A 21,798-nucleotide genomic window follows, 5' to 3' on the forward strand; every position below is an offset into this window, starting at 1 on the left:
CGGCGGCGGCGCGCAGCGGCAGTACGGGGTCGCGCTCGGGGCGCGCGGCGCGGGCGAGGACGGCCTCACCGTCCTGCTCGACGACCCCCTCGGCCAGCGGCGACCGCTCGGGGACGGGCTTGCCGCCGCCGAGCATGGCGCGCAGGCGCGGGCGTACGGCGCGCGACCTGAGCACGCGCCCCACCTCGCGCCAGGTGACGTCACTGGCGTACGAGATCACGCGTGCGGCCTCGTACACCTCCCGCAGCAGGGTGTCGGCGTCCAGCAGGCCGAGTTCCGCGGCGACCTGGTCCTGTTCCTGGAGCGACAGCCGGTCGGTGGCGCGGCCGGTGGCCAGGTGCAGCGCGTCACGGACGTCCAGCAGCCGCTTGCGCGCGTCGGCGAGGCCCTCGCGCGGGGCGTCCGCGAGCCAGGAGGCCGCGACGGCGCGCAGCGCGGTGGCGTCACGGAGTCCGCCGCGCGCCTCTTTGAGGTCCGGTTCGAGGAGGTACTGCAACTCGCCCTGGCGCTCGGCCCGTTCTGCGCACAGCTCCTGGAGGTCGGGCAGGCGTTTGGGGGCTTGGTTGCGCCAGTCCGCGAGAACGGCCGTACGCAGTCCGGCGGTGAGGCCGAGGTCGCCCGCGAGGTGGCGGGCGTCGAGAAGGCCGAGCTGCACCTTGAGGTCCTCGCCGGCGGTCTTGCGCGCCTCGGCCGGCGTGCGGACGGAGTGGTCGAGGGCGAGGCCGAGGTCCCACACCGGGTACCAGATGCGGTCGGCGAGGGCGGCGACCGCTTTGGAGTCGCTGCCGTCGTGCAGGAGCAGCAGATCGAGATCGCTGCGGGGGGAGAGTTCGCCGCGGCCGTAGCCGCCGACGGCGACCAGCGAGACGCCGCGCAGGGCGTCCGCTCCGGCGTCGAACAGTCCGGTGAGCCAGTCGTCGGTCAGTTCCGCCAGGGCCGCACGGCGCGGCGGCCCGGACCGCGCCCCCTCCTGGAGGAGGCGCAGCCGGGCCGCCGCGTAGCCGCTGGGTCCCGAGTCCTCTGCATCCTTGCGTACGTCCGTACTCGTCACCCAGCGACTCCTGTTCTTCTTCCCTGCCCTTAGAGCGCGTCGGGTCCGCGCTCGCCGGTCCGGACCCGGACAGCCGTCTCGACCGGGATGGACCAGACCTTGCCGTCTCCGATCTTGCCGGTACGGGCCGCCTTGACGATGACGTCGACGATCTGCTCGGCGTCGTCCTCCTCGGCCAGCACCTCGATGCGGATCTTGGGCACCAGGTCGACCGTGTACTCGGCGCCCCGGTAGACCTCGGTGTGTCCCCGCTGCCGACCGTAGCCGCTGGCCTCCGTGACCGTCAGGCCGTGTACCCCGAAGGCCTGGAGGGCTTCCTTGATCTCGTCGAGCCGGTGGGGCTTGACGACGGCGGTGATGAGCTTCATGCGTCCACCTTCTTGCTCGCCGGGGCGTCCTGAGACGGGGAGGAGGGTGCGGCGCTGAACGCCGCGCCGCCGCCGCCACCACTGAAGTCGTATGCGGTCTCGGCGTGCTCCGCCTGGTCGATGCCCGCGACCTCGTCGTCCTCGGAGACCCGCATCCCGATCGTCTTGTCGATCAGGAAGGCGAGGACCGCGGAGGCGACCAGGGAGTAGGCGAGGACCGCGAAGACACCGGCGCACTGCTTCCAGAACTGGTCGAGTCCGCCGCCGTAGAAGAGGCCCGACGCGTCGGACTGGCCGCCGCCGGTGGCGAAGAAGCCGATGAGCAGGGAGCCCACGACACCGCCGACCAGGTGGACGCCGACCACGTCGAGCGAGTCGTCGTAGCCGAACTTGTACTTGAGACCCACGGCCATGGCGCAGAGCACACCGGCGATGGCGCCGACCGCGATCGCGCCGAGCGGGGACACGGAACCACCGGACGGGGTGATCGCGACCAGACCGGCGACCGCGCCGGAGGCGGCACCAAGCGTGGTGAACGCGCCGTGGCGGATCTTCTCGTAGAGCAGCCAGGCCAGCATGGCCGCGGCGGTGGCGATCTGCGTGTTGATGAACATCAGCGCGCCGACGCCGTCATCGTTGCCGAGCCACGAGCCGGCGTTGAATCCGAACCAGCCGAACCACAGCAGACCGGCGCCGAGCATGACCAGCGGCAGGCTGTGCGGGCGCATCGGGTCCTTCTTGAAGCCGACGCGCTTGCCGATGACGAGGATCACGCCGAGCGCCGCGGCACCCGCGTTGATGTGGACCGCCGTACCACCGGCGAAGTCGATCACACCGAGCTCGAACGCCCAGCCACCCGTGCCCCACACCCAGTGCGCGATCGGGAAGTACACGACCGTGGCCCACAGGGCAATGAACAGGGACCAGGCCGTGAACTTCACGCGGTCGGCGAGCGCGCCGCTGATCAGGGCGGGCGTGATGATCGCGAACATCAGCTGGAAGACGGCGAAGACGTAGATCGGGATGGTGTAGCCGTCCCAGAGCTGGGTCAGGCCGATTCCACTCAGGCCCACGTAGTCCGAAGACCAGCCGATGATGCTGCCGCTGTCGGTCCCGAATGCGAGGGAGAAGCCGTACAGCACCCACAGGATGGTGATGATCCCCATGCTGATGAAGCTCATCATCAGCATGTTCAGGGTGCTCTTGACGCGGACCATGCCTCCGTAGAAGAAGGCCAGTCCGGGCGTCATGATCAGCACCAGGGCGGAACAGATGAGCATGAAGCCTGTGTTGGCGGAGGACAGATGCGTCTCCGCCGCAAGCGTGATGGCCGGTGCCATCGGCGTCTCCTCGTTGTTGGTACGGCCCCGTGCGGGCGAAGCCTTTGAGCGGGCAGGAGGGTGAGGCGGGTTATGCGGCACGAGATTGGCGCAGCGCCGTTTCGGTCGAAGCCCCTCGATGTTTCACTGCCGTGACGAAGACGCCCTGCGTGTTACGTGTCGATGAACTGCCGGATGCCGGTCGCGCCCATCGTTATCGTGGCGCAACCTTCCCCTGAGGCAGCGGAACCGGCCACGGCCGGCCATCCGGTGACCTGGCATGAGGGAGCCGAGTCGGGCTGTTCGGGATGGCGGGCCGCGGCCGGAGTCCCGGGGTCAGACCGCGTCCGCGGTCTCGGGCAGATCAACGGCCAGTTGCTCGGTCAGATCCAGCACCTCGGCGGTGTCTCCGAAGTCGCGTACGGCCGTGTCGACGGTCTTTCGGATACGAGTGTTGACCCGCTCGGAGCGCACCTTCTTGGCGATCGTGAGGGCCCTTTTGGCCAGCACCGCGCCCTGCTCGGGCTCCCGCTGCAGCAGATGCACCGTGGCCATCCCGATGAGGTTGAGTGCGTACGAACGCTGATGCTCGGCGTCCTTCTCGAAGAGGTCGACGGCCTTCGCCATGGCCGGCTCGGCGAGCGAGGCGTAGGTGGGGCTGCGGCCCGCCACATAGGCCAGGTCGCGGTAGGAGTGGGAGTTCTCCCCGTGCAGTTCCGCCTCGGAGAAGAAGCGGATCCAGTCGGGCTCGGGCTCGGCGGACTCCTCGGCGTCCTGGAAGCTGTCCTCGGCCATCCGGACGGCGCGCTTGCACTTGCCGGGCTGGCCCATATTGGCGTAGGCCCGGGCCTCCATCGCATACAGCATGGACTGCGTACGCGGGCTCGCGCAGTCGCGGCTCCCGTACTGCGCGAGGTGGATCAGCTCCAGGGCGTCGTCGGGCCGTCCGAGGTGGATCATCTGGCGGCTCATGCTGGACAGAATGTACGAGCCCAGCGGCTTGTCGCCGGCTTCCTTCGCGGCGTGCAGGGCGAGGACGAAGTACTTCTGCGCGGTGGGCTGCAGCCCGACGTCGTAGCTCATCCAGCCGGCCAGCTCGGCGAGCTCGGCGGCGACCTTGAACAGGCGCTTGGCGGTGGCCCCGGGCTGCGGCTCCTGGAGGAGGTCCGTCACCTCGTGCAACTGGCCGACGACCGCCTTGCGGCGCAGGCCGCCACCGCACTGGGCGTCCCACTGCCGGAACATGGCCGTGGTGGACTCGAGCAGATCGAGCTCGGGCCTGGAAAGCCGGCCGGCGCGACGTGAGGCGGCGGAGGACTCGGGCTCGTCGCGGGGCGCGGTGGGGCCGGGCACCAGCCAGCGCTGCATGGGCTCGATCAGCGCGGAGCCGGCGGACAGCCCCAGCGACGTACCGAGGAAGCCGCGGCGGGCCAGCATCAGGTCGCTGCGCGAGAACTCACTGATCAGCGCGACGGTCTGCGGGCCCGTCCAGGGCAGGTCGACCCCGGACACGGACGGTGACTGATGTGCGGCGCGCAGACCGAGGTCCTCGACGGCGACGACACAGCCGAAGCGCTCGGAGAACAGCTCGGACAGGATCCGCGGGATCGGCTCGCGCGGGTTCTCCCCGTCGAGCCAGCGGCGCACACGCGAGGTGTCCGTGGAGATGTGGTTGGCCCCCAGCTGACGAGCCCGTCGGTTCACCTGGCGCGCCAGCTCGCCCTTGGACCAGCCGCTGCGCACGAACCACGAACCCAGCAGATCGTTGGGGCGCTTGTCAGCGTTCATACCGCTTCCGCCGTTGCCGCCCACTGGAACGCCCCCATCCCTGAAACCACTTGCGCGTTGTGTGCGCCAAGCCCTACCAGATTGCCGGTAACCGCGGTCGCCCGTCCGGTGGTTCTCACCTCTCGAACGAGGAACCGACTTGCCTCCGGCATACCCACGAGTGCATGCGTCCCCAGGACCGTGCACTGACAGTAATCCTACGATCACCCGTCCAGCCATGGGGAACTCCGAAACGCCACCATTCGCCACCCCTTTGAATGAACTCCTGATTGCCTCCACGCGATTCACTTGACACAGGACGGCAAGGAGTGGGAGCAGCGATGCACGATGGGGCGCACGGAGCCGAACACGCAACCCGGGACACACTCGGGCGCCGCTTGGTTCCAGGCACCGATGGGAACGCAGAGTCACGTTCCGATTCCGTCGCGTAACCATCGGCGAGCTGAACCCGTTGGAGGGGGCATGGGCTTCACGATCGGCGGCAGCCGGGGGATTCGCGAAATCCGACCCGGCTCACGGCGCCGCGGCCGCTCGTCAGAGTGCACCGCCGTGGCCGAGTTCACCGGACTGTGGGGCTGGGACGTGGTGCCCGGCGCCCGAGCGGCCGCGGGGGCCTGCTCGTGCGGCAGCACCGACTGCCCGGCCCCGGGGTCCCATCCGCTGGGCTTCGCGCCGGTCATTCCGGCCGGTGCCACGCTCGACGAGGCGACCGAGGCCTGGAGCGAGTTTCCCGGCGCCGCGGTGATGCTGCCCGTGGGGCGCGCCTTCGACGTGATCGAGGTCGCCGAGGCAGCCGGGCGTCGCGCGCTGATCCGGCTCGAACGGATGGGGCTCCCGCTGGGCCCCGTGACGGCGACCCCGGACGGCCGCGCTCACTTCTTCGTCGCCCCCGGCGCGGCGGCCGAGCTGCCCGAGCTGCTCTACCGCATGGGCTGGGACGACGCGTCGCTCGACCTGCACGGCCTGGGCGCCGGTATGCACATCACGGCCCCGCCCTCCGACCGCGCCGGCCTCGGCCCGGTCCGCTGGCTGCGCTCCCCCGCCCTCGACACGGCGACGAAGCCGCCGGCCGCGAGGCTGCTGCTGGGAACCTTGGCGTACGTGGCGCATCGCTCGCGCGCGTAGCCCAGACGGGCGGCGCTCCCGACGGGCGGCGCTGACGACGGCGAGCAACCACATGCGCGAGAGCGGCACCGGTTCAGGCGCACAGAACGCAGGGCCCCACACCATCTGCACCATGGCGTGGGGCCCTGTCTCGGGTGTGTACCGGGTTCCAGGTACTCGCGTACGCGCGCTCAGTCGCCGATAAGAGCATCCACGAAGGCTTCCGGCTCGAACGGTGCCAGGTCGTCCGCGCCCTCGCCGAGACCGACGAGCTTGACGGGGACGCCCAGCTCGCGCTGGACAGCGACGACGATGCCGCCCTTGGCCGTGCCGTCGAGCTTGGTCAGGACGATGCCCGTGATGTCGACGACCTCGGCGAAGACACGGGCCTGCACCAGGCCGTTCTGACCGGTGGTGGCGTCCAGGACGAGCAGCACCTCGTCGAGCGGCGCGTGCTTCTCGACGACGCGCTTGACCTTGCCGAGCTCGTCCATGAGGCCGGTCTTGGTGTGCAGCCGCCCGGCGGTGTCGATGAGGACGACGTCGGCGCCGATCTCCTTGCCTTCCTTGACCGCGTCGAAGGCGACGGAAGCGGGGTCGCCGGCCTCGGGGCCGCGCACGGTGTGGGCGCCGACCCGCTCGCCCCAGGTCTGCAGCTGATCGGCGGCGGCGGCACGGAAGGTGTCGGCGGCACCGAGGACGACACTCCGGCCGTCGGCCACGAGGACACGGGCGAGCTTGCCTGTGGTGGTCGTCTTGCCGGTGCCGTTGACGCCGACGACCATCACGATGCCGGGCTTGCTGGCCTCCGGCTCGGTCCGGACGGTGCGGTCCAGGTCGGCACCGACCAGCGTGAGCAGCTCCTCGCGCAGCAGGCCACGCAGTTCCTCGGGCGTGCGGGTGCCGAGCACCTTCACACGCTCACGCAGCCGCTCGACCAGCTCCTGGGTGGGCTGCACACCGACATCGGCGGTGAGCAGCGTGTCCTCGATCTCCTCCCAGGTGTCGTCGTCGAGGTGCTCGCGCGAGAGCAGCGTGAGCAGCCCCTTGCCGAGCGCGTTCTGCGAGCGGGAGAGCCGGGCGCGCAGACGCACCAGGCGCCCGGCGGTCGGCTCGGGGATCTCGATCTCGGGAGCGGCCGGGGGTTCCTCGACGGCAACGGCCCCCGAGGTGTCCGGAAGATCCACCTCCTCGATCGTGCGGCGCGGTTCTTCGCGCGGTGTCTCGGCCTCGTCGCCGACGTGCGGCTCGGCCGGAGGGGCGGTGATGTCGGGCGTCGTGGTGGGCGCCTGCGGAGGCAGCCGCTTCTTCTTGCGGCTGCCGACGACGAGCCCGCCGAGCGCGGCGATCACGACCACGGCGATGACTACAGCAAGGATGAGGATTTCCATAACTCCACCAGTATGGCGTGACCCCTCTGACGATCGTCCGTCCTCCTCGCGTGGACTTTCCTTCCCCGCGGCCGGGCCGCCCTTCCCCGCGGGCCGGACGGTCCTTCCCCGCAGGCCGGACGGGTCCGTCCCGCCGGGCCCACCACGGCGTCCTGATGTCGCCTCTCTAGCCGTCTGACGCCCCGTCAGCTACCGTCCCCCTTCTCCCGAACCCGTCGAAGGGGGCCCGCGATGCCTGTCACGGTCATACGCTTCAACCTGGTCGAACCCGGCGCGACGAGCGAATCGCTCAGCGCCCGCTACCAGGCCGCCCTGGAGATGGCCGCGTACGCCGACGACCGCGGGATGACCACCGTGCAGACCGAGGAGCACCACGGCGTCGCCAACAACTGGCTGCCCTCACCCTTCGCCTTCGCGGGCGCGGTCTTCGGAGCGACCCGGCGGATCGCGGTCACCATCTCGGCGATCATCGGCCCGCTGCACGATCCGCTGCGGCTGGCCGAGGAGATCGCCGTACTGGACCTGCTCAGCGGCGGACGCCTGGTGACCGTAGCGGGGATCGGGTACCGGCCCGAGGAGTACGCGCTCTTCGACGTCGAGTGGAAGCGGCGTGGAAAACTCCAGGACGAGCTGCTGGAGACGGTGCTCAAGGCCTGGTCGGGCGAGGAGTTCGAGTTCCGCGGCCGTACGGTCCGCGTCACACCACGCCCGTTCACCCGGCCTCACCCGCTCCTGCTGGTCGGGGGCTCGTCGAAGGCCGCGGCCCGGCGTGCCGCCCGGCTCGGGCTGCCGTTCTTCCCGAGCGCGCATCTGCCGGAGCTGGAGGCGTACTACAAGGAGCGACTGGTCGAATACGGCACGGAGGGCTGGACCATGATGCCTGCGGCCGTCACCCCGCTGCTGCACCTCGCCGAGGATCCGGACCGCGTGTGGGCCGAGCACGGAGAGCACTTCCTGCACGAGGCACGGACGTACGCCTCCTGGCAGTCCGGCGACATCCGTTCCGCGGTGAAGTCGGAGGCCACGACGGTCGACGAGCTGCGCGCCGAGGGCGTGTACCGGATCCTGACGCCGGACGAGTGCCTGGCCCAGGGCCTCGACAGCTACGTACTGCATCCGCTGTCCGGCGGGATGCCGGTCGACGAGGGCTGGCGCAGCATGCACCTGTTCTGCGAAAACGTACTGCCCCGGCTCAAGACCCTGGAGGGATGAGCCGGGGCAGTACGTCTTACGGGTACGGGGAGAGGGCAGCGGGGACTGGGCCCGTCTCCCCGCGCTTCGGGGAGCCGTCGCGGGCTCTGCGGGAGCCCGCGAGGCGTACGGGCCGGCCTAGCCCATCTCCTCCAATGCCTTGCCCTTGGTCTCCGTCACGAACTTGAGCACGAAGGGGATGGAGAGGGCGGCGAAGGCCGTGTAGATCACGTAGGTCACGGAGAGGTTCCACTCGGCCAGGGACGGGAAGCTCGCGGTGATGGCCCAGTTGGCGATCCACTGCGCGGATGCGGCGACGCCGAGGGCGGCGGCGCGGATCTTGTTCGGGAACATCTCGCCGAGGAAGACCCAGACGATCACGCCCCAGGAGAGGGCGAAGAACAGGACGAACACGTGGGCGGCGATCAGCGCCACCCACCCCTGGGTGCTGGGCAGCTTGCCGTCGACGAGGTCGAAGGAGAAGGCCCAGGCCTCCAGGGCGAGACCGATGACCATGCCCACGGAACCGATGAGCGCGAGCGGCCTGCGACCGATCCGGTCGACGAAGATCATGGCGATCACTGTGCCGACGATGTTGATGATCGACGTCGTGAACGAGTAGAAGAACGACTCCGTCGGGTCGACGCCGACCGACTGCCACAGCGTCGAGGAGTAGTAGAACGCGACGTTGATGCCGACGAACTGCTGGAAGACGGAGAGGCCGATGCCGATCCAGACGATCGGCTTGAAGAAGAAGCTGCCGCCGAGCAGGTCCTTGAAGACGGACCTGTGCTCGCTCTTCATGGCCTGCTCGATCTCCAGCACACGGGCGTCCAGGTCGACGCCCTTGCCCTCGACCTCGGCGAGCACCTCACGGGCGCGCGCCTCCTTGCCGACGGCGATGAGATAGCGCGGCGACTCGGGGATCGCGAAGGAGAGCAGGCCGTAGAGGACGGCCGGGACGACCATGACGCCGAGCATGACCTGCCAGGCCTCCAGGCCCAGCAGCTTGCCGCGCTGGTCGCCGTCCGCGGCGTTCAGGATGCCCCAGTTGACCAGCTGCGAGACGGCGATGCCGATGACGATCGCGGCCTGCTGGAAGGAGGCGAGCCGTCCCCGGTAGGCGGCGGGGGCGACCTCGGCGATGTAGGCGGGGCCGATCACGGAGGCCATACCGATGGCGAAGCCGCCGACGACGCGCCAGAGCGCCAGGTCGTACAGCGCGAAGGGCAGCGCGGAACCGACGGCGCTCACCGTGAACAGCACGGCCGCGATCTGCATACAGCGGATGCGGCCGATGCGGTCGGCGATCCGGCCCGCCGTGGCGGCACCGATCGCACAGCCGATCAGTGCGATGGCGATGACCTGGGCCAGGGCTGCGGAGCCGATGTCGTAGCGGTCCCGGACGGCTTCGACGGCGCCGTTGATCACGGCGCTGTCGTAGCCGAAGAGGAAGCCGCCCATCGCGGCCGCGGCCGCGATGAAGATGACATGGGCGAGATGCTCGGGATGAGCCTCTCGGGCTCCTGACTTGAGTGCCTGCGCTGAGCTGGTCACATGTATCTCCTCGGGCCACCGGCCTCGCTGCCGGGGTGGGGGCGGACCTTTCCAGCGGCACACAGCGTCCTGCCGCGCCGCCCACCACCTGAAGGTAAATGCAATGTTTCCGAGGTTATGCCTTCAAGTATCGAAGTCAACAGGGGGGTGACGATGGATTTACCAGCGTCACACCTGCGCAAGTGAAGGACTTGTGTTCAATGATTGAATGTAATGTGCCCCGCAGCCGCAGAGCTGCGGCACCGCACGGCTAACGAAGTCGCTGACTGATGACCTTCGACACCCCGTCGCCCTGCATGGAGACGCCGTACAGCGCGTCGGCGACCTCCATCGTGCGCTTCTGGTGGGTGATCACGATCAGCTGCGAGGCCTCCTGCAGCTCCTGCATGATCCGGATGAGCCGTTGCAGGTTGGTGTCGTCGAGCGCCGCCTCGACCTCGTCCATCACATAGAACGGGCTCGGCCGCGCCTTGAAGATCGACACGAGCATCGCCACGGCGGTCAGCGAGCGCTCACCACCGGACAGCAGGCTCAGGCGCTTGACCTTCTTCCCCGGAGGCCGGGCCTCCACATCCACGCCCGTGGTGAGCATGTTGTCGGGATCGGTCAGGATCAGCCGCCCGTCACCGCCCGGGAACAGCCGGCTGAAGACACCTTCGAACTCCCGGGCCGTATCCCAGAAGGCCTCGGTGAAGACCTGCTCGACGCGCTCGTCGACTTCCTTCACCACCTGCAGAAGATCGGCGCGCGTCTTCTTGAGGTCCTCCAGCTGCTCACTGAGGAACTTGTGGCGCTCCTCGAGGGCGGCGAACTCCTCCAGGGCCAGCGGGTTGACCTTGCCGAGCTGCTGGTAGGCCCGCTCGGCCGACCTGAGCCGCTTCTCCTGCTCTCCACGGACGAACGGCCGGGGCTGGTTGCGCGGGTGCTCGGGGTCCTCGGGCAGTTCCTCGCCCTCGGCGGGGGGCGAGGGCGGCACGAGCTGATCCGGGCCGTAGTCGGCCACGAGACCCGCCGGTTCCACACCGAGTTCCTCCAGCGCCTTCGACTCCAGCTGCTCGATCCGCAGCCGCTTCTCGGCGCCGAGTACCTCGCCGCGGTGCACTGAATCCGTGAGTTTGTCGAGTTCCGCTTTGAGATCCCGTCCCTCGTTGCGAGCCGCGACGAGATCCTGCTCCCTCAGCGCCTTGGCGCTCTCGGCGGCGGCGCGCTCCTCGTCGGCCCTGCCCACCGAGACCTCGACATGCGCGAGGAGTTGCCGAGCGCCCGCGGCCACGGCCTCGGCGACGGCGGCCTCGTGCCTGAGCCTCGCCCTGCGCTGCTCGGCACGCGCGCGTGCCTCACGTTCGGCGCGCGCGGCCCGGTCCAGCGAATCGGCCCGCCCCGCAAGCCCCTTGACCCGCTCCTCATGCGTACGCACCTGGAGCCGGGCCTCCATCTCGGTCTGCCGCGCATTGGCTCCGTCCGCGGCGAGCCGGTCCCGCACGGAGGTGTCGGGCTCCTCCTCGACCGGCATCTCCTCGGCCACGGCGAGCCGTTCGGCCAGCTCTTCCGCCTCCTGTACGGCCCTGTCGAGGGCCTCCTGCGCCCGCGCGGCCGCGGCGGTGCTGCGCTCCGCCTCCCCGGCGGCCCCTCGCGCCTGCCCGGCCAGCCGTCCCAGCTGCTGGGCCACCGCCGACCGCTCCCGCTCACCGGCCCGCCGTCGCTCCCCCAGCTCCTCGACCAGCGCCACACGTTCTCTGCGCTGTTCGGTGGCGAGGTGCTGGGCCTCGGTCAACTCCTCGCACCGCACGGCGAGTTCTTCGAGCTCGGCAGCGGCTTCGTCGACGGACGCCTGCACTTCGAGCAGACTCGGCGCCCCGGCCGACCCACCGTGTGCGAAGTGCGCCCCGAGCAGATCGCCTTCGGCGGTGACGGCGGTGAGATCCGGCCGCGCGTACACAAGATCCTCGGCGTCCTCAAGGGTCCCCACCACCACGATGCCGCGCAGCAGACGGCGTACGGCGGGCATGAGTTCGGAGGGGCCCCGGACCAGATCGGCGGCGTACGGGTACCCGGGACCGCCGCGCTCCGGCGGTGCGCCGCCGGGGTCGCCGTAGGGCGGGGCGGCTGCGGGGCGAGTCCCCGTCGGCTGTGCCGCGTCAAGGGCGCTCGCCCTCGCCGCCGTCTCCTCGGGCGCCCCCGCCAGCAGCAGGGCCGCTCGTCCCGCGTCCCGCTTGCGGAGCAGGCGGATGGCGTCGGCGGCCGAGGACGGGGTAGTCACCGCGATGGCGTCCGCAGCCGCGCCGAAGGCGGCGGCGAGCGGGACCTCGTGGCCCGGGGTCACCGACAACAGCTCGGCGGCCGGGCCGAGCAGTCCGGTGAGACGGTCCTGCGCCTCCAGCAGCGCGCCCGTGCCGTCCTTGCGGCGCAGGCCGAGGGCCAGTGCCTCGTGGCGGGCCTGGGTGGCCGCGCGCCTGCGTTCCGCGGACGTGGCCGCCTCGCGGGCCGTCGCGAGGGCGGTCTCGGCCTCGGCCAGCGCCGACTTGGCCGCCTCGTGCCGCTCGGTCAGATCCGCGTCGCCCGCGTCCAGACCGTCGACCTCGGCCTTGAGCGCCTCGTACTCCTCCTGCGCCGCGACAGCCCGCTCCTGGGCCTCGTCCCGCGCGGAGGCCAGGCGGTCGATCTCGGCCTGGGCCGAGGCGGCACGCGAACGGGCCGCGTTGACCTGGCCGTTCAGCCGGGCGAGCCCCTCGCGGCGGTCGGCGATGGCGCGGGCCACGTCCTTCAGGCGCCGCTCCTCCACCGCCAGTTCGCGCTCCAGTTCGGCGCGATGGTCGACCGTGTCCTCCAAGGCCCGCTCGGCCGCCTCCAGAGCCGCCTCCAGCTCGGCCTCCTGCTCACGGATCCGGGTGGCCTCGCGCTCCATGTCCTCGGGATCGCGTCCGCGACGCTCCTCGGGAGGCTGGCTGGAGGCGCTCTTGACGCGCGCGTCGGCCAGCGAGATCGTCCCGCGCACCCGCTCGGCCAGCTGCGACAGCTCGTGCCAGGTCTGCTGGGCTCGCTGGAGCCGTGGTGTGAGGCGCCGCACCTCGTCCTCGAGCTGCGCCTCCCGCTGGAGTGCCTTCTTCAGCTCGGCCTCGGCGGCGTCCTTGCGTTCCTTGAGCGCGGCCTCGTCGGCGACCTCGGCCTGGAGCGCCTGGCGGAGTCGTACGAGATCGTCGGCGAGCAGACGCAGGCGGGCGTCGCGGAGGTCCGCCTGGATCACCGCTGCCCGGCGCGCGACCGCCGCCTGCCGGCCCAGTGGCTTGAGCTGACGCCGCAGCTCGTCCGTCAGGTCCTGCACGCGCGCGAGGTTCGCCTGCATCGCGTCCAGCTTCCGCAGCGCCTTCTCCTTGCGCTTGCGGTGCTTGAGGACGCCCGCGGCCTCCTCGATGAAGGCGCGGCGGCCCATCGGATCGGCGTGCAGGACGGAGTCGAGCTGGCCCTGGCCGACGATGACGTGCATCTCCCGGCCGATGCCGGAGTCGGAGAGCAGTTCCTGGATGTCCAGGAGACGGCAGGTGTCGCCGTTGATCTGGTACTCGCTGCCGCCGTTGCGGAACATGATCCGCGTGATGGTGACCTCGGCGTACTCGATGGGCAGCGCACCGTCGGAGTTGTCGATGGTCAGGGACACCTCGGCGCGGCCGAGCGGCGGCCGCCCGGTGGTGCCGGCGAAGATGACGTCCTCCATCTTGCCGCCGCGCAGCGACTTGGCCCCCTGCTCGCCCATGACCCAGCTGAGCGCGTCCACGACATTGGACTTGCCCGAACCGTTGGGGCCCACGACACACGTGATGCCCGGCTCGAACCGCAGCGTGGTCGCCGAGGCGAACGATTTGAACCCGCGGAGGGTCAGGGCCTTGAGGTGCACGCCGCTGGACTTTACCTCGCACCTGTGTCTCACTCCATGAACCCGCGGTTTCACCCATGAACGTGCAGGGCACATCAGACGTTAAAGAGAGTGAAAGAGTGCGCGGGACAGAGTACGCGGGGCCAAGAAAGAAGGGACGCCGAAGCGTCCCTTGCAAACACTGGTTGAGCGACTTGACACGGACAGCTGATCACTGATCGCGTCGTAGCGGTGCTGGATGGTCAGGTGAGCGCAGGCTCCGCCTGGGGTACGTCGATGCTCTCCATAAGCTCGTCGTGAGAAGCGGCAGCCGTCAACGCGTCGTTCTCGGCCTGGATCCGTACGAGCTCGGATTCCAGGTCCTGTACGCGCTGCTGGAGCCGTCGCATCTCGGCGAGGAGTCGCGGGTCAGAGCCGCCGACGTAACCGAGAAGCGCCTTTGCCATGATGGATGGTCCTCCACACTGAGTGACCGACCGGAACGGTGTGGGTCGTGAGGGAATCGCACCCGTGATGCTTGGCACTGTTGAGTTTTTGCTGCCGTTCTTACATGCCAAACAGCTAAGGTGCGCGGGGCTTTCAGCGTCTCACCAAAAAGTTTGACGGTCAACACGATCACGCCCCGTATTGGCGGGCAGCCCCGTGCGCGCGGCCGGAAAACGGGCGGCGCGACCTCTCCTCGGGGGCCCTGAGGGCGTGTCGATCATCCTTCCTTGCGGAGCCTGCCACGGCAAGCGGTTCTTGGCAACAACCAGGCGGTTTCTGCCCGGGGCAGGTGCCTCGGGCCTGTCTGAGCGCCCGGCCTGCGGTGTTCCGACCGGTCGAACGGCGAGGGATCTCAGCGGATGGCGAAGCCGTCGTAGCCGCCCCGGGGCGTGTCCCAAATCTCAGTCACTCCCTCGACGAGGCCGGGCGTGTCGTCACCCTGGAGCCAGTCGAGCAGCCCCTGGCATCCGGTCCGCGGGCCCTCCGCCACCACCTGGACCCGTCCGTCCGGCAGATTGAGAGCAAAGCCACTCAAGCCGCCGATCTCCAACACCTTGGCACGCGTGAACCAGCGAAAACCGACACCTTGTACCCTTCCGCGCACCCAGGCCACCAGCCGCACATCTTCGTTCATGGGTGCACGCTAACCAAGCAATTGCTCCGGGAGCGCTTCCTCCCCCTGCGCCATGCGGTACCGTCCCGACCCAATGAACCTCACCCGTTCGAGTGAGGAACGTTGACCGTATGGATGAGGAAGGCCAGGAGATGGGACGCCACCGACGCTCCGCCGCCGGGCGCGCCGCCACAGGCCGCGCCACGGGGGTCACGCAAACGCACGGAACCTATACGGGCGGCTACTCGACGGCCGACGCGGGTGACTACGCGACTGACCCCTTCTCGACGGTCAGCGCCGGCGGCTATGGCATGAGCGACCGCTACGCGCCGGGTGACACGTACCAGAGCAGCGAGGCCTACCTCTACGCAACGGGCGACGTCGACGCGTACGCCACCACGGCGTACGCCGCCTCGCCTCGCTCCGGCTCGCCGTACTCCGGCTCGCCCGGCTTCACGCCTCTCGACGGCCCTCGGCGCGGTGGTTCGCGCCGCCGCAAGAAGGCCGCGACGCCTGTACGCACGGGTCTGCTCGGCGTCTCCGCCGCCGTCGCGATGGGTGCCGTCGCGGTCGCCTCCGGGCTGCTGCCCGGCGGTGACTCGAACGGCGACAACAACGCGGGCAACGTGCAGACCGCGAACTCACCGACCGGGCTTCAGACGCAGGGCGGCACGGACGGCTCCCCGGACGACCGCGGCGACTCGGGCACGAGTCGTGACGCCGACCGCTCCCCCTCACCGTCGGCGACGCCCACGAAGGCGACGGACGAGCCGACGAAGAAGCCCTCCGCGAAGCCGACCACGAAGGCGCCGGAGAAGTCGACGACGAAGCCGACTCCCACGCGTACGGCCACGAAGGTACCCAAGCCCATCCCGCCGAAGGCGGTGTCCCCGGAGACCGCGGCCGAGGCAGCGGTGCTCTCGCTGGTGAACAAGGAGCGGAAGAAGGCGGGTTGCAGCCCCGTGACGTCGTCCAGGGCGCTGGCCGCGCTGGCCGAGGCCTTCAGCGAGGACATGGCCGACCGGAACTTCTTCGACCACACCGACCCGAGCGGCGCCACGCCCTGGGACCGTGCGGAGAAGGCGGGCATAACGAACCTCGGCGGCGAGAACATAGCCCGCGGGCAGGCCGACGCCGCGGCGGTGATGGCGGCCTGGATGGACAGCCCCGGCCACCGCGCGAACATACTGAACTGCGACTTCAAGACCCTGGGCGTCGGCGTGCACTTCGGCTCCGGCGGCCCTTGGTGGACGCAGAACTTCGGCTACTGAGACGACCGGTAAGCGATAACCATTGGTTAGCGCCACCTGTGGGTTAGCGCTGCGTCGGAGTACGCTGAAGGTATGGACCTCACGGAGCGACCGGATCTTCCGTTCGACGTGTTCTCCAAGGCCTGTCCCTCCCGGGGCACCTTGGAGCACGTCACGGGGCGCTGGGGTGGGCTCACCCTCGGGGCGTTGTACGAGGGCTCGCTCCGCTTCAACGAACTGCGTCGGCGCGTGGACGGCGTGAGCGAGAAGATGCTGTCCCAGACGCTGCACGCACTGGAGCGTGACGGCCTCGTGCATCGCGAGGCGCAGCCCACGAACCCGCCGCGCGTGGACTACGAACTGACTCCGCTGGGCCGCGGCGTCGCCGAGCGGCTACTGCCCCTCGTCCACTTCGTGGAGGGGAACATGGCGGAGATCCTGGCGGCGCGTGAGCGCTACGACGCGATGCGCGCGTCAGGAGGGGCGCGCGGAGCGCTCGGCTGAGGACGGCGGTGGGAGACGGGCGGGACGCTGGCAGCGCGGGCAGAAGTAGCTGGACCGGTTCATCCAGGGCCGCCGCCGGATCAGCGTGCCGCAGCGTCGGCAGGGCTCGCCCTCCCGCCCGTACGCGTCGAGGGACCGGTCGAAGTAGCCCGACTCGCCGTTCACGTTCACGTACAGGCTGTCGAAGCTGGTGCCGCCGGCGGTGAGGGCCTCGTCCAGCACGTCCCGTATGTGGCCGAGGAGTTCGGCCGCGCGCGGGCGCGTGAAACCGGTGGTCGGGCGCTCGTAGTGCAGTCGCGCGCGCCACAGCGCCTCGTCCGCGTAGATGTTGCCGACGCCGCTGATCAGCGACTGGTCGAGCAGGGCGCGCTTGATGGTCGTACGCCGGCGCCGCAGCGCCTCGTGGAAGGCCGCGTCGTCGAACAGCGGGTCCAGCGGATCGCGGGCGATGTGCGCGATGACGTCGGGCAGTCCGTCGGTCGTGGTGGCGTGCAACGAGAGCCCGCCGAAGGTGCGTTGGTCGACGAATCGGAGTTCGGTGTTCAGGGCGTCGGCGAAGCTGACGCGGATGCGCAGATGCTTCTCGTCGGGCGCGCCCTCCGGCTGGACGAGGAGCTGGCCGCTCATGCCGAGGTGCGCGAGGACGGCGCTCTGGGAGTCGGCGAGCGGCAGCCACAGGTACTTACCGCGGCGCTGGGCGAGCCCGATCCGGTGGCCCTTGAGCCGGGCTCCGAAGTCCTCGCCGCCCGCGATGTGACGGCGTACCGCACGTGGGTGCAGCACCTCCGTGTCGGCGACCACCCGCCCGCTGACCCAGCGCTCCAGTCCGCGCCGTACGACCTCGACCTCAGGAAGTTCGGGCACGGGGCTCCTCGGAGGCACGGGGGTGACGACGGATGTCGGCAGCGTATCGCGTCGGGCAGGACACTGATCGGCCCGGTCCCGGGAAGCGAAATCCCCCGTCGGGCCGAGGCCCGGCGGGGGTTCGAGGAGGGCGGTGACGTCAGGCCGGTGTGGTGTCCGACGCCGGGGCCGAGGGGCTGCCGGCGGTCCCGTGCGTCTCGGCCGCCTCCGCTTCGGCCGCCTCGGCTTCAGCCGAAGCTGCTTCAGCCGCCTTGGTCGCCTCGGCTTCCTCGGCTTCGGCCTTGGCGCGAGCCGTCGCGATCCGCTCGTCCGCGGCGGAGCGGATCTCACGCCAGGCGGACTCCGCCGCCTGTTGCTCCGCCTCCTTCTTGCTGCGGCCGGTGCCGGTGCCGTACGAGACGCCTCCGACGCGGGCGGCAGCAGTAAAGGTCTTCTCATGATCCGGGCCGGTCTCACTGACCAGGTACTCGGGCACACCGAGCCCCTCGGTCGCCGTGAGCTCCTGGAGACTGGTCTTCCAGTCCAGGCCCGCGCCCAGATTCGAGGACTTCTCGATCAGCGGGTCGAAGAGCCGGTGGACGAGCTCGCCCGCCACCTCGAGACCCTGGTCGAGATAGACAGCGCCGATCACCGCTTCGAGGGTGTCGGCGAGGATGGACGCCTTGTCCCTGCCGCCCGTGCCCTCTTCGCCCCGGCCGAGCCGGATGAAGGAGCCCAGGTCGAGCCCGCGGCCCACCTCCGCCAGCGCACGCGAGTTGACCACCGCGGCCCGCAACTTGGCCAGCTGGCCTTCGGGCAGGTCGGGGTGGGTGCGGTACAGCGTGTCCGTGACCACGAGACCGAGGACGGAGTCCCCGAGGAACTCCAGACGCTCGTTGGTCGGCAGACCGCCGTTCTCGTACGCGTACGAACGGTGGGTCAGCGCACGCACCAGAAGGGCGGACTCGAGCTTGTACCCGAGCCGCCCTTCCAGAAGCGTGTGGGACGAGGCTGTGTTGTCCGCCTTTTTCTTGGCGTTCGAATCCGCCTTGGCGTCAGACATGAAGCCTCTCACCAGCCGCTCAGACCTCGAGGACCTGGCGCTTGTTGTAGGTGCCGCAAGCGGGGCAGGCGATGTGCTGCTGCTTGGGCTCGTGGCAGCGCTCGCACGCAACCAGGGTGGGGACCGCAGCCTTCCACTGCGACCGGCGGTGGCGCGTGTTGCTGCGCGACATCTTCCGCTTCGGAACAGCCACGGCTACTTCTCCTGCTTCTCGTCGACGCCCGCTTCGGCGCCGCTCATCTCGTCCTTCTCGCCATCTTCGAGTGAACCGGCGAGTCCCTGCAGTGCCGCCCAACGGATGTCGACGGCGTCATGGTGGTGGTCCGGGTCGTCAGCGAGCCGCGCTCCGCACTGGGAGCACAGACCCGGGCAGTCTTCCTGGCACACCGGCTGCATCGGCAGTGCGAGCACCACCGCGTCACGCAGCACCGACTCGAGGTCGAACAAACCGTCCTCGAGGAAGAGCCTGTCCTCGTCGTCCTCGGCGTCGTCGCCCGGTTCCGCGATCACGCGGCCCCGGTCGTCGGCGTCAGGGTACGAGAACATCTCCTGGAAATCCGCTTCGAGTTCCAGCCCGAGCGGCTCCAGACACCTTACGCACTCCCCCTCGGCCTGTGCACGGGCGGTGCCTGTGACGAGCACACCTTCCATGACCGACTCGAGTCGGAGTTCGAGCTCCACCGGGGCGCCTTCCGGCACTCCGATCACACCCTGGATACCGAGATCCTTGGGAGCGTCGACCGTGCGGGTCAGGCGCTGCAGCGCACCAGGACGTCGCCCCAGCTCATGTGTGTCGAACACGAGAGGGTTGCGATGGTCGAGGCGGGCGTTCAGGGCCATTCCTGCTTTCGATCTTGAAGCTCAGGGGTGCCGCACCGGATGTTCCCGGGCAGCGTGGATCGCGGACGTACGCGCGACCGAAGAGCCAGGATACTGGACCTTGCGCTCTCGGCCCAATCCGGTGTGCGCCCGCGGCCGGGGTGCCGGTGCGAGCCCCAGCCTCAGGCCTCCTGCCGGACAGGGCCTAGCTTCCGCCGCGTTCCTGCTCGTACTGGCGCAGCTGTTCGGCGCTGATCATGCTCGTGTCGAAGAGGCTGGTCTCGTCGAGGGCCTGCGGCTGCTGGGGCTCATGCGGCTGCTGTGGCTGCTGCGGCTGCTGCTGTTGCCCGTACGCCTGCTGCTGGTCCTGGCCGGGGTCGTACGCGGCCTGCTGGCCGTATCCCTGCTGCTGCGGATAGGCGCCGTACGGATCGGTCTGCTGCTGGTACCCGTACGGGTCCTGATGGGCGTACTGCTGCTGATAGGCGTACGCGTCTGTCTGCTGCTGGTAGGCGTACTGCTGCTGGTCCTGCCCGCCGTACGGCTGCTGGGCGGGCACGCCCGGGGGCTGTTCGGCGGGGCGGCCGGAGGTGTCCGCGGGGGCCGCGAGGCCGTCCAGGTACTCGGCGTCGGTGGTGTGCTGCACGGGAGCCCCGTCGTCCGTGAGCGAGCCCAGGTCGTCGGTGGCGATGCGGCCGTGGAGCTTCTGGCGCCCGCGGCCGACCGCCTCCAGGGTCTTGGCCAGGACGGCCTCGAAGGCGCCGAGCTTGACGTCGACGTATTCGTCCGCGTTGCGGCGCAGGGTCTCGGGGTCGTGGCTGCGCTCGGGGGCGTCCTCGTCCTCGTATCCGTGCTCGTCGACGCCGGGCCCGGTGCCCAGGAGCTTCTCGCGGCCACGGCCGACGGAGCCGAGGGTCTTGGTGAGGACGACCTCGAAGTTGGCGAGCTTGGAGTCGACGTAGTCGTCGGCCTCCGCGCGGATCTCCTCGGCCTCCTGGCGGGCCTCGGAGAGGATGCGATCCGCCTCGTTCTGGGAGCGGCGGGCGACCTCGGTGCCGGAGATCAGCGAGCCGCGCTCGGCGTGCGCGGACTCGATGATCCGCTCGGCCTCCTGGCGGGCCTGCTCGACCATCTGCTCGCGGCCGCCGATGAGCTCCTGGGCCTGGGCGAGGGAGCCCGGCAGGGCCTGGCGCACCTCTTCGAGCAGGGAGAGCAGCTCGGAGCGGTTGACCACGCACGAGGCCGACATGGGCATGGAACGGGCGCTGCCGACCGCCGCGACGATCTCATCGAGCTTCTTCTGCACGTCCACCGTGTGCTCGCCACTCTCTACAGCTGTGATGGAGACGGACGGATCGACTGTACGACCACTCCCGCACCATCCGACACCGGGTGACGGGTTGTCAGGTCCGTACGGTCGGGCCGGCGGGCGCCTCAGGCCTCCCTATGGCGCTTGTTCAGGGCTTCCAGGACCAGCGGCGGCACCAGATGCGAGACGTCGCCGCCCCAGGCCGCGACCTCCTTGACGAGCGAGGAGGAGAGGAAGCTGTAGGTGGGATTGGTCGGGACGAAGAGGGTCTCGACTCCCGACAGGCCGTTGTTCATCTGGGCCATCTGCAGCTCGTAGTCGAAGTCGCTGACCGCGCGCAGACCCTTGACGATCGCGGGGATGTCGCGCTCCTTGCAGAAGTCGACGAGGAGGCCGTGGAAGGACTCCACCTCGACGTTGCCGTACTCGGCGGTGACCTGGCGGAGCAGCTCGAGGCGCTCCTCGACCGTGAACAGGCCCTTCTTCGACTGATTGATCATCACGACCACATGCACCACGTCGTACAGCTTGGAGGCGCGGGCGATGATGTCGAGATGTCCATTGGTCACGGGGTCGTACGACCCGGGACAGACGGCGCGGCGCAACTTGGGTCCCTCGCTCTCCAGTCCGTTCATCGTGCCTCTTCGCACGTAGAGGCGGCGCGACCGTACCAAAACGTTCCCTCGCCGTAGCGACGGGAGCGCAATGCCTCGAAGCCGTCGGGCCACCGGAATTCGCCGCCTCTAGTACTCCGCTCAACGGTGACGAGAGCTTCGCCCGCGAGCCAGCCCCGGGTGCGGAGTGTGAGCAGAATCTCGCCAAGATCGTCGTCCGCGACGGCGTACGGCGGGTCGAGGAAGACGAGATCGTACGGGGCGGTCGGGGCCCCTGTGCGAATGATCTGTTCCGCCTTGCCGGACCTGACTTCGGCGCCGGGCAGGCCGAGCGACGTCACGTTATCCCGGAGGATGCGCGCCGCGCGGGCGTCGGCCTCGACGAGCAGGGCGTGACCGGCGCCGCGCGACAGGGCTTCCAGTCCTACGGCTCCCGAGCCCGCGTACAGGTCGAGGACGCGCTCCCCTTCCAAGGGGCCGCCGAGCAGGGACTGCCAGGTGGAGAAGAGGCCCTCGCGCGCTCGGTCGGAGGTGGGGCGGGTGCCGGTGCCCGGCGGGACGGCCAGGCGGCGTCCACCGGCCCGGCCGGCGATCACGCGGGTCATCTCTGTCCTTGTTGTGGTGCGGTTCGGTGCGGTCGGTGTGATGGGTCCAGTG

The 21,798-nt window shown here is 69.8% G+C and carries 20 protein-coding genes; 4 read left to right on the forward strand and 16 right to left on the reverse strand.

All coding sequences use genetic code 11. From position 1 onward, the window contains the following. From FE633_RS43460 to nsdA, 4 genes are all read right to left on the reverse strand, one after another. A partial coding sequence (locus tag FE633_RS43460) for a [protein-PII] uridylyltransferase family protein (RefSeq protein ID WP_212747347.1) occupies positions 1 to 1,051 on the reverse strand: 1,051 nt, incomplete at its 3' end. Between the two features lie 29 nt (positions 1,052 to 1,080). Then, on the reverse strand, positions 1,081 to 1,419 hold the full coding sequence (locus tag FE633_RS43465; protein ID WP_138050685.1) for a P-II family nitrogen regulator: 339 nt from the start codon (positions 1,417 to 1,419) through the stop codon (positions 1,081 to 1,083). After that, on the reverse strand, positions 1,416 to 2,759 hold the full coding sequence (locus tag FE633_RS43470) for an ammonium transporter (RefSeq protein ID WP_138050686.1): 1,344 nt from the start codon (positions 2,757 to 2,759) through the stop codon (positions 1,416 to 1,418). The genes FE633_RS43465 and FE633_RS43470 overlap by 4 nt, the downstream gene beginning before the upstream one ends. Before the next feature lie 315 nt (positions 2,760 to 3,074). Continuing rightward, the gene (gene nsdA, locus FE633_RS43475; protein WP_138050687.1) at positions 3,075 to 4,550 is read right to left on the reverse strand and encodes a transcriptional repressor NsdA; all 1,476 of its coding nucleotides are present in this window, start codon (positions 4,548 to 4,550) and stop codon (positions 3,075 to 3,077) included. Positions 4,551 to 4,988: 438 nt separating this feature from the next. On the opposite strand from nsdA, the gene FE633_RS43480 reads away from it, so the two are divergent. Further along, a complete protein-coding gene (locus FE633_RS43480; protein ID WP_138050688.1) occupies positions 4,989 to 5,651 on the forward strand; it encodes a bifunctional DNA primase/polymerase in 663 nt (220 codons plus the stop codon). A gap of 170 nt (positions 5,652 to 5,821) precedes the next feature. Here the strand turns inward: FE633_RS43480 and ftsY are convergent, their stop codons facing one another. Next, complete coding sequence (gene ftsY / locus FE633_RS43485; protein ID WP_138050689.1) at positions 5,822 to 7,021, reverse strand: signal recognition particle-docking protein FtsY; 1,200 nt, start codon at positions 7,019 to 7,021, stop codon at positions 5,822 to 5,824. 231 nt (positions 7,022 to 7,252) lie between these two features. On the opposite strand from ftsY, the gene FE633_RS43490 reads away from it, so the two are divergent. Then, on the forward strand, positions 7,253 to 8,233 hold the full coding sequence (locus FE633_RS43490; protein WP_138050690.1) for an LLM class flavin-dependent oxidoreductase: 981 nt from the start codon (positions 7,253 to 7,255) through the stop codon (positions 8,231 to 8,233). A 117-nt stretch (positions 8,234 to 8,350) separates the two neighbouring features. Here FE633_RS43490 and FE633_RS43495 read toward each other — a convergent pair whose 3' ends face one another. From FE633_RS43495 to FE633_RS43510, 4 genes are all read right to left on the reverse strand, one after another. Beyond that, on the reverse strand, positions 8,351 to 9,769 hold the full coding sequence (locus FE633_RS43495; RefSeq protein ID WP_138050691.1) for a sugar porter family MFS transporter: 1,419 nt from the start codon (positions 9,767 to 9,769) through the stop codon (positions 8,351 to 8,353). A gap of 250 nt (positions 9,770 to 10,019) precedes the next feature. Beyond that, positions 10,020 to 13,661, reverse strand: coding sequence for an AAA family ATPase (locus FE633_RS43500; RefSeq protein ID WP_138050692.1), 3,642 nt, complete (start codon positions 13,659 to 13,661; stop codon positions 10,020 to 10,022). 221 nt (positions 13,662 to 13,882) lie between these two features. Next, positions 13,883 to 14,086 (reverse strand): hypothetical protein, encoded by a 204-nt coding sequence (locus tag FE633_RS43505; RefSeq protein ID WP_138050693.1) that lies wholly within the window; start codon positions 14,084 to 14,086, stop codon positions 13,883 to 13,885. A 392-nt stretch (positions 14,087 to 14,478) separates the two neighbouring features. Next, a complete protein-coding gene (locus FE633_RS43510) occupies positions 14,479 to 14,760 on the reverse strand; it encodes an acylphosphatase (protein ID WP_138050694.1) in 282 nt (93 codons plus the stop codon). Between the two features lie 110 nt (positions 14,761 to 14,870). On the opposite strand from FE633_RS43510, the gene FE633_RS43515 reads away from it, so the two are divergent. Both FE633_RS43515 and FE633_RS43520 read left to right on the forward strand, forming a co-directional pair. Beyond that, positions 14,871 to 16,010: a CAP domain-containing protein gene (locus FE633_RS43515; RefSeq protein WP_246114102.1), complete on the forward strand. Its 1,140-nt coding sequence runs from the start codon at positions 14,871 to 14,873 to the stop codon at positions 16,008 to 16,010. Between the two features lie 72 nt (positions 16,011 to 16,082). Further along, positions 16,083 to 16,493 carry a winged helix-turn-helix transcriptional regulator gene (locus tag FE633_RS43520; protein ID WP_138050695.1) on the forward strand — a complete coding sequence of 137 codons (411 nt, stop codon included), beginning with the start codon at positions 16,083 to 16,085 and terminating at the stop codon, positions 16,491 to 16,493. On the opposite strand, the gene mutM is transcribed toward FE633_RS43520, so the two are convergent. The 7 genes from mutM to rsmD all read right to left on the reverse strand — a co-directional run bounded on the left by mutM (position 16,464) and on the right by rsmD (position 21,746). Further along, a complete protein-coding gene (gene mutM, locus FE633_RS43525) occupies positions 16,464 to 17,357 on the reverse strand; it encodes a bifunctional DNA-formamidopyrimidine glycosylase/DNA-(apurinic or apyrimidinic site) lyase (RefSeq protein WP_138050696.1) in 894 nt (297 codons plus the stop codon). The two genes, FE633_RS43520 and mutM, sit on opposite strands and share 30 nt — an antisense overlap. Before the next feature lie 139 nt (positions 17,358 to 17,496). Beyond that, positions 17,497 to 18,399, reverse strand: coding sequence for a ribonuclease III (gene rnc / locus FE633_RS43530; protein WP_138050697.1), 903 nt, complete (start codon positions 18,397 to 18,399; stop codon positions 17,497 to 17,499). 19 nt (positions 18,400 to 18,418) lie between these two features. Next, the gene (rpmF, locus tag FE633_RS43535) at positions 18,419 to 18,592 is read right to left on the reverse strand and encodes a 50S ribosomal protein L32 (protein WP_028802425.1); all 174 of its coding nucleotides are present in this window, start codon (positions 18,590 to 18,592) and stop codon (positions 18,419 to 18,421) included. A 2-nt stretch (positions 18,593 to 18,594) separates the two neighbouring features. Further along, positions 18,595 to 19,239 (reverse strand): YceD family protein, encoded by a 645-nt coding sequence (locus FE633_RS43540; RefSeq protein ID WP_138050698.1) that lies wholly within the window; start codon positions 19,237 to 19,239, stop codon positions 18,595 to 18,597. Positions 19,240 to 19,423: 184 nt separating this feature from the next. Beyond that, the gene (locus tag FE633_RS43545; RefSeq protein WP_138050699.1) at positions 19,424 to 20,530 is read right to left on the reverse strand and encodes an ATP synthase F0 subunit B; all 1,107 of its coding nucleotides are present in this window, start codon (positions 20,528 to 20,530) and stop codon (positions 19,424 to 19,426) included. Between the two features lie 122 nt (positions 20,531 to 20,652). After that, positions 20,653 to 21,132 carry a pantetheine-phosphate adenylyltransferase gene (gene coaD / locus FE633_RS43550; protein WP_212747348.1) on the reverse strand — a complete coding sequence of 160 codons (480 nt, stop codon included), beginning with the start codon at positions 21,130 to 21,132 and terminating at the stop codon, positions 20,653 to 20,655. A gap of 26 nt (positions 21,133 to 21,158) precedes the next feature. Then, positions 21,159 to 21,746: a 16S rRNA (guanine(966)-N(2))-methyltransferase RsmD gene (gene rsmD / locus FE633_RS43555; RefSeq protein ID WP_138050701.1), complete on the reverse strand. Its 588-nt coding sequence runs from the start codon at positions 21,744 to 21,746 to the stop codon at positions 21,159 to 21,161. Positions 21,747 to 21,798: the final 52 nt, after the last annotated feature.

The organism is Streptomyces montanus, assembly GCF_005786655.1.
Taxonomy (GTDB): Bacteria; Actinomycetota; Actinomycetes; order Streptomycetales; family Streptomycetaceae; genus Streptomyces; species Streptomyces sporangiiformans.